Source organism: uncultured Azohydromonas sp., from assembly GCF_937926365.1.
Classification (GTDB): domain Bacteria; phylum Pseudomonadota; class Gammaproteobacteria; order Burkholderiales; family Burkholderiaceae_C; genus Azohydromonas.
Genome location: NZ_CALAOH010000225.1, coordinates 1 through 3,001 on the forward strand (window position 1 = coordinate 1; position 3,001 = coordinate 3,001).

Annotated in this window: 3 protein-coding genes; all 3 read right to left on the reverse strand. The window is 72.6% G+C overall.

All coding sequences use genetic code 11. The features are described 5' to 3' along the window. Window positions 1–23 precede the first annotated feature (23 nt). Complete coding sequence (locus Q0741_RS24740; RefSeq protein ID WP_298235857.1) at window positions 24–1,025, reverse strand: AAA family ATPase; 1,002 nt, start codon at window positions 1,023–1,025, stop codon at window positions 24–26. A gap of 201 nt (window positions 1,026–1,226) precedes the next feature. Then, window positions 1,227–2,447 carry a type II secretion system inner membrane protein GspF gene (gspF, locus tag Q0741_RS24745; RefSeq protein WP_298235858.1) on the reverse strand — a complete coding sequence of 407 codons (1,221 nt, stop codon included), beginning with the start codon at window positions 2,445–2,447 and terminating at the stop codon, window positions 1,227–1,229. 40 nt (window positions 2,448–2,487) lie between these two features. After that, a partial coding sequence (locus Q0741_RS24750) for an ATPase, T2SS/T4P/T4SS family (protein ID WP_298235859.1) occupies window positions 2,488–3,001 on the reverse strand: 514 nt, incomplete at its 5' end.

Sequence of the window (3,001 nt, forward strand, 5' to 3'; positions counted from 1 at the left end):
CGGCCGCCGCCGCGGCGCGCCCGCTACTGCGCCACGAAGCCGATGGGCGCGCGCTTCGGCGCCGCGCCGGGCAGGTCCGCCGGCTCGATGTGGTCGCGCCCGGCCAGGCGGGCGTTGCCGAAGGCCGTCATCCAGGTGCGGCGCATCTCGCGCGGTGCCATCGCCGCCAGCCGCTCCAGCACCTCCGGCTGTGGCTCGGCCTCGAAGCGCCGCCCCCAGTCGTGCGCGGCGCGGATGCCCTCGTACAACCGCAGCGCGATGCAGCGCGCGGCCTCGTGGTCCGGCGGCTGCACCTCGTACACGTTCATGCGGTTGAGGATCGGCTCGGGAATGCAGCGCTCGTCGTTGGCCGTGGCGATCCAGATCACCTGGCTCGCGTCGATGGGCACCTCGGCGAACTCGTCGGTGAAGCTGTGCGCCGTGTCGTGCTCCAGCAGCCCGTAGAGCGCGCCCAGCGGGTCGTAGGCCTGCTCGGCGCGGGCCTTGTCGATCTCGTCCACCACCATCACCGGATTGGCGTAGGCGCCGTCCACCAGCGTCTCGAACACTTTTCCAGGGCGGGCACCTTTCCACTGGCTGGAGGCGCCGCTGAGCACCCACCCCGCCGTCAGCGAGCTCATCGAGATGAAGCCCAGTCCCGTGGCCAGCAGTTGCGACACCGCGCGCGCGAAGTGCGTCTTGCCGATGCCCGGCGGGCCCAGCAGCAGCATGGGCGTGATCTCCAGCGCGTCGCGGCTGTCGTGGCACAGCGCGAGCTGGCGCCGCACGTCGTCGAGCACCTCGCGGAAGTTGGGCAGTTCCTCGTACAGGTGCTGCATCGCCGGCAGCCCCGAAGGCTTCACCTGGAAGCGCTCCGGCCCCTTCTCGAGCATGCGCTCATAGGTGCTGCGCAGGTGCTCGTGCTCGCGCGGGGGCAGCTTGGTCAGCCGCCGCTCCACTTCCTCCACGCGGTAGAGGCTGCGCAGACTGGCGATCGGAATGCCGCTGGCCGGGGAAGGAACGAGATCGGTCGATGGGGCAGCCATGAACACCTCCTTGCACTTCGAGGCGCGCGGACCACATCTGACCGCCAACCAGCGCGGAAGGACCGTGCCGCTGCGCCTTTTGTCTGAATTTAAGCAAGAGGCGGGCCCAGTGGGAAAGGCCCATCGGGCACGGCTGGCGTGCCGTCTTCACGCTTGTGGGCGCGCATGCGCGGGGGAGGGCCGCCGCGCACCACGCCGGGGCTACTTGACCCAGGTGTTGAGCTGGATGATGGGCAGCAGCACCGCCAGCACGATGAGCATGACGATGCCGCCCATGCCCACGATCAGCAGCGGCTCCAGGATCGTGGCCATCGCCATCGCGCGGCGCTGCACCTCGGCGCCGAGCTGCGCGGCGGCGCGGCCGAGCATCCGCGGCAGCTCGCCGGTCTGCTCGCCCAGGCGCGCGAACATGGACAGCAGCCCGGGAAAGCGCTTCTTGGCCGCCAGCGCCAGCGCCAGCGGCGCGCCCTCGCGCACCTGCACCAGCGCATCCATCGCGTCGGCGCGCATGGCCTGGTTCGACAGCGTCTCGGCCGCCGCCTGCAGCGCCTTGAGGATGGGCACCCCCGCGCCGGCCAGCATCGCCAGCGTGCCGGCGAAGCGCGCGGCGTTGTAGCCGCGCGAGAGCCGCCCCAGCAGCGGCAGCCGCAGCCAGGCGGCGTCGAAGCGCTCGCGGAAGGCCGCGTTGCGCAGCGCGAACACCAGCCCGGCGCCCCCGGCCACCAGCAGCGCCAGCACCAGCCAGCCCCAGTTGCGGGTGAAGTCGCTAATGGCCAGCATCGCCACCGTCAACGCCGGCAGCGCGCGCTTGGAGCTGGTGAAGACCGAGGCCACCTGCGGCACCACGTAGGTCACCAGGAACACCACGATCACCACCGCGATCAGCGACACGATGGCCGGATACAGCGTCGCGCCGATGAGCCGCGCGCGCAGCGCCTGGCGCTCCTCCAGGTCGTCGGCCAGCCGCTCCAGCACCGTGCCCAGCGCGCCGCTTTGCTCGCCGGCGGCGACCACGGCGCGGTAGACGTCGTCGAACTCGCGCGGGGCGCTGGCCAGCGCGCGCGCGAAGGCGGCGCCGGCGTTGACCTCGCTGCGCAGGTGCGCCACCAGCTCGCGCTGGCGCGGGTCCTCGGCCTCGTCGGCCAGCGCCGTGAGCGCCCGCTCCAGCGGCAGTCCCGAGCCCACCAGCCCGGCGAGCTGGCGCGTCCACACCGTCAGCGCCGTGCTGCCGAACACGCGCCCGCGCCAGCGCGCTAGGCCCGTGGGCCCGCCATCCGCGCCGGCGGCCACGGGCTGCACCTGCAGCGGCACCAGGGATTGCGCGCGCAGCTGCGCCCGCGCCGCGCGTGCGTTGTCGGCTTCCAGCAGCCCGGTGCTGGTCTTGCCGCTGGCGGTCAGGGCCTCGAAACGGTAGGCGGGCATGTCAGGAACCTATGGGGGTTTCAGCGTTTCTCGAATCGCTCTATTCGCGCGTCACGCGCAGCACTTCCTCGGGCGAGGTGATGCCCTCGGCCACCAGGCGCTCGCCGTCCTCGCGCATGGAGCGCAGCCCCGCGGCCTCGGCGGCGGCGCGCATCTGCGCCTCGGGCGCGCGGCCGTGGATGAGGCTGCGCACCTGCTCGTCGGCCACCATCAGCTCGTACACGCCGGTGCGCCCGCGGTAGCCGCTGTGGCCGCACGCTGGGCAGCCCACCGGGTGCCAGCGGCCCAGGTCGTCCTGGCGCTTGCAGTCCGGGCACAGCTTGCGCACCAGGCGCTGCGCCAGCACGCCCAGCAGGCTGGAGGACAGCAGGAAGGGCTCCACGCCCATGTCGGTCAGGCGCGTGACGGCGCTGGGCGCGTCGTTGGTGTGCAGCGTGGCCAGCACCAGGTGGCCGGTGAGCGAGGCCTGGATCGCGATCTGCGCCGTCTCGTAGTCGCGGATCTCGCCGATCATGATCACGTCCGGGTCCTGGCGCAGGATGGCGCGCAGCGCC

What these genes read in the sequence shown, in the direction of transcription:
- Q0741_RS24740 (WP_298235857.1), bottom strand. Translation starts at nt 1,025, where the DNA reads ATGGCTGCCCCATCGACCGATCTCGTTCCTTCCCCGGCCAGCGGCATT.
- gspF (WP_298235858.1), bottom strand. Translation starts at nt 2,447, where the DNA reads ATGCCCGCCTACCGTTTCGAGGCCCTGACCGCCAGCGGCAAGACCAGC.